A 3,868-nucleotide genomic window follows, 5' to 3' on the forward strand; every position below is an offset into this window, starting at 1 on the left:
TGGCAATACGGTTTAGTAACGTTGGAACAGTTAGATCAAATCTATGACTGGTTGGAAACTGCATAAGGCTTGATGATTCGGCGAGGAGCAAGAAAGTCATGTCAGAGCAATTGAGGGTAGGTAATATCCCAACCCATCAGCGAAGACCCAAAAAATGTTGTTCATTACAATTTATTGCACTAAAAAGAGTGGGTCAAATATTTGACCCGCTCTTTTTAGTTGTTGGTTTTTAAAATTTAATTTTTCTCTATAATACACCTTTATAAATTGCTGCTTGGCGATGAGTGATCGCCTTTGTTATCATCCTAATTAAACGAAAAACCAAAGTGTGCTGAAAAATTAGCGGAAGGCTTACACCAGTTGGGGGTTAACCCTGATCAAGTGTAGTTGTAGTGAAGGGAACGCGAGGCGGCTTTGTGAAGTGGATGCGATCGCTAAGGGATTTTTTAGTTTTTTATGGGGGTGATTTTTATTAGATGCAACGGACACAATAATAACCAACGTCGAAAACTTCTTTTTTGGAAACATCTTCTTCGTAGTGTGACGCTGCTATGTAATCTGTAAAAAGATAGTGATCGCCTATGAAAGCTTTACATTTTCTACAGGTGTTAGCAAAATATGTTCTCCCTACTGTCTGGCTATATTGTGAGATAACCCGCGCACCTTTTTCATTAGCAAGTTCTCTATCAGATTCAGAAAAGTCGCTAGTAGATATATACCCATCATCTCCATCTATAGCTGCAACTTTCATTAGCTCTGAGCATTTCCAACAGCAAGCATTTATGATTAGCAAATACTTCTTACTCTTATACCTACCACAATCATTACACTTGGGATTTCGACAGAAATTAACCTTGTCTGGCTCTATTAGAGGATTGTTTAGCCGACTAATGTCTTCATCCGTCGTCAAGATGTACTGGATTAATGCAATTTTATTTCGTTCATAATAATCTAAGGTAGATTGTTCAGGGGAGTGACTTACAACTACTTCAATAACTGCAATCACTTTGTTGTCTTTATCCAGCAAAGCAATATCTGGTTTGCATACTCCCAAATTATGCTCAAGCTTAACCTGAACTGCCTTTTTTAGTAAATTGCCAGTATGCGGGTTAGGACAATACTCGCAGTTCCATTTAATATCTAATGGCAGCTTACTTTCTAGATGATGTTGAATTTTTTCACGCAGTAAAATTTTGAAAATGTAATGCAGAGCTGTCTCAGGGGTACAGTTGACGCTTAGAGTTTTATGGGCAAAGTGGGGACGTTTTATCTTGCCTCTGCGGAGAATTAACTCCCGATTACAGTTCGGACAAATGTAAGACTGTCCTTTCTGTGCGTTGACAGCTTTTATCAAATGTCCTTCTTGGGTATATGCAACTGAGTAAAGAATGTTAGACATTTTTATAGGCAAAATATCTCTACTTATGCTAATCAATTATCCATTACTACACGCAAGGCGATCGCTCTCATGCCCCAAACCTCACCAAAACGCGATCGCTCTGTAGCCACCTCACAGCGTGATGCAAAACATCAAGTTTTGGAAACCTTCCAGCCCTAACCAGAGCTTGGTGGTAATATTGTCAATCAAGCTAGGGGTGCCTGGATTCACAGGCTGAGATTACACCCTTAGAACCTGAGTCCGGCTAATACCGGCGGAGGGAAGCTGTTAATTGAGGAATTCAATATGCGGACTGAATGGATCGCTAAGCGGCGTGGACAGAGCAATGTCTCTCAAATGCACTACGCCCGTCAGGGTGTGATTACTGAAGAAATGCAGTATGTAGCACAGCGGGAAAATCTCCCAGTTGAGCTGATTCGGGATGAAGTGGCGCGGGGACGAATGATTATCCCTGCCAATATCAACCACACCAACCTGGAACCGATGGCGATTGGTATCGCCTCGAAGTGTAAAGTGAATGCCAATATCGGCGCTTCTCCCAACTCTTCCAATCTGGATGAAGAAGTCGATAAGCTGAAGCTGGCAGTCAAGTATGGCGCTGATACCGTCATGGACTTGTCCACCGGCGGCGGCAACCTGGATCAGATTCGCACGGCAATTATCAACGCCTCCCCCGTTCCCATTGGCACGGTGCCAGTTTATCAAGCCTTAGAAAGCGTTCACGGCACGATTGAAAACCTCACCGCCGATGACTTTCTCCACATAATTGAGAAGCACGCGCAGCAGGGGGTAGATTATCAAACCATCCACGCCGGGATATTAATTGAGCATTTGCCTTTAGTGCGCGATCGCATTACCGGGATTGTTTCTCGCGGCGGCGGCATTCTCGCACGCTGGATGTTGCATCATCACAAGCAAAATCCGCTTTATACCCACTTCCAAGACATCATCGAAATTTTCAAAAAATACGATGTCTCCTTCAGCCTGGGAGATTCCCTGCGTCCCGGCTGTCAGCACGACGCCTCAGATGCCGCTCAATTAGCCGAACTCAAAACGTTAGGAAAATTGACCCGCAAAGCCTGGGAACATGACGTGCAAGTGATGGTGGAAGGGCCAGGACACGTCCCAATGGATCAAATCGAGTTTAATGTCAAAAAGCAGATGGAGGAGTGTTCGGAAGCGCCCTTCTACGTGCTGGGACCATTGGTAACAGACATTGCTCCCGGTTACGACCACATTACTTCTGCGATTGGCGCAGCAATGGCTGGTTGGTACGGTACGGCGATGCTTTGCTATGTGACACCCAAGGAACACTTGGGACTGCCGGATGCTGAAGACGTGCGGAACGGATTAATTGCCTACAAGATTGCGGCTCATGCTGCTGATATTGCACGGCATCGTCCGGGGGCAAGGGACAGAGATGACGAACTCTCTAAAGCCCGTTACAATTTCGACTGGAACCGCCAGTTTGAATTGTCCCTCGACCCTGAACGCGCCAAAGAATATCACGACGAAACTCTCCCAGCAGATATTTACAAAACTGCTGAATTCTGCTCGATGTGCGGGCCAAAGTTCTGCCCAATGCAGACAAAAGTGGATGCCGATGCTTTGACAGAACTAGAGAAGTTTTTGGCGAAAGAACCAGTAACCCAAAGCTAGTTCTTTTAAACGCAAAGTAACGCAGAGGATAATTACTTTGCGTTACTTTGCGAAAACCTTTGCTTCCTTTGCGTTGAAAAACCTTATCTGAGTTGACGCGATCGCTCTTGAATCTCCGGAATCGAAAATACTGCCTGAAACTTTAGCCCAACTGACTGATAAAACTCCGCTCCCCCCTGCTGCCTGTCTACCAGCGAAATCACCTCATCAACGCTGTATCCGGCATCTCGCAGCCGCTCAACGGCTTTCATGGCAGATTGACCCGTCGTGACAACATCTTCCAAAACGACCACTTTCGTACCTGTAGGGAGAATAGGGCCTTCTATATAAGCTTGTGTGCCGTGTCCCTTTGCTTCTTTACGAATAATTAGCGCCGGTAACGGTCGATTTTCATAAGCAGAAACTACACTCACCGCCGTTACAATCGGATCGGCTCCCAGTGTCAATCCAGCCACTGCCTGGGTATCCATCGGCAACAACGATAATAGAATCCGACCCGTTGCCAAAGCTCCTTGGGGATGCAGTGTGACTGGCTTGCCATTAATGTAGTAAGAACTGCGCTGCCCCGAAGACAGGACAAAATCTCCCTCTTTATAAGCCACATGGCAAAATAAATCTAGCAGTTGCTGGCGTAGCGTTGTGAGATCGGCAGTAGCATAAGAGCCAGTTAAATCAGTCTGGGATTGGATTTCGTGGGTCATCACTAGGAGAGAAAAAGAGTAGACATATTACAATTTGACCAACAATCATCCTAAACTTAAACTGAAGAATAGTATTCAGCCAAAGTTGAGGGACGAGATGGGAATGCGC

The 3,868-nt window shown here is 45.2% G+C and carries 4 protein-coding genes and 1 riboswitch; of the genes, 2 read left to right on the forward strand and 2 right to left on the reverse strand.

Going from position 1 to position 3,868, the window contains the following annotated elements; all coding sequences use genetic code 11:
* Nucleotides 1-66: DUF2949 domain-containing protein (locus H6F50_RS27990; protein ID WP_190429541.1), on the forward strand; the 66-nt coding region annotated here is incomplete at its 5' end.
* Nucleotides 67-472: 406 nt separating this feature from the next.
* Here H6F50_RS27990 and H6F50_RS16530 read toward each other — a convergent pair.
* Nucleotides 473-1,399, reverse strand: coding sequence for a competence protein CoiA family protein (locus H6F50_RS16530; protein ID WP_190411930.1), 927 nt, complete (start codon nt 1,397-1,399; stop codon nt 473-475).
* Nucleotides 1,400-1,581: 182 nt separating this feature from the next.
* Nucleotides 1,582-1,678: riboswitch (TPP riboswitch) on the forward strand.
* Nucleotides 1,679-1,684: 6 nt separating this feature from the next.
* Between H6F50_RS16530 and thiC the strand changes: the two genes are divergently transcribed.
* Entirely contained in the window at nt 1,685-3,058 is a 1,374-nt protein-coding gene (thiC, locus tag H6F50_RS16535) for a phosphomethylpyrimidine synthase (protein WP_190411929.1), read from the forward strand.
* 83 nt (nt 3,059-3,141) lie between these two features.
* Here the strand turns inward: thiC and pyrE are convergent, their stop codons facing one another.
* Complete coding sequence (pyrE, locus tag H6F50_RS16540; RefSeq protein WP_190429540.1) at nt 3,142-3,759, reverse strand: orotate phosphoribosyltransferase; 618 nt, start codon at nt 3,757-3,759, stop codon at nt 3,142-3,144.
* Between the last annotated feature and the right edge of the window lie 109 nt (nt 3,760-3,868).

The sequence above is a fragment of the Coleofasciculus sp. FACHB-712 genome (assembly GCF_014695635.1).
Classification (GTDB): domain Bacteria; phylum Cyanobacteriota; class Cyanobacteriia; order Cyanobacteriales; family FACHB-T130; genus FACHB-T130.

Bases quoted from the DNA above. Each gene is read 5' to 3' on its own strand.
- H6F50_RS16530 (WP_190411930.1), bottom strand. From the start codon at position 1,399: ATGTCTAACATTCTTTACTCAGTTGCATATACCCAAGAAGGACATTTG.
- thiC (WP_190411929.1), top strand. From the start codon at position 1,685: ATGCGGACTGAATGGATCGCTAAGCGGCGTGGACAGAGCAATGTCTCT.
- pyrE (WP_190429540.1), bottom strand. From the start codon at position 3,759: ATGACCCACGAAATCCAATCCCAGACTGATTTAACTGGCTCTTATGCT.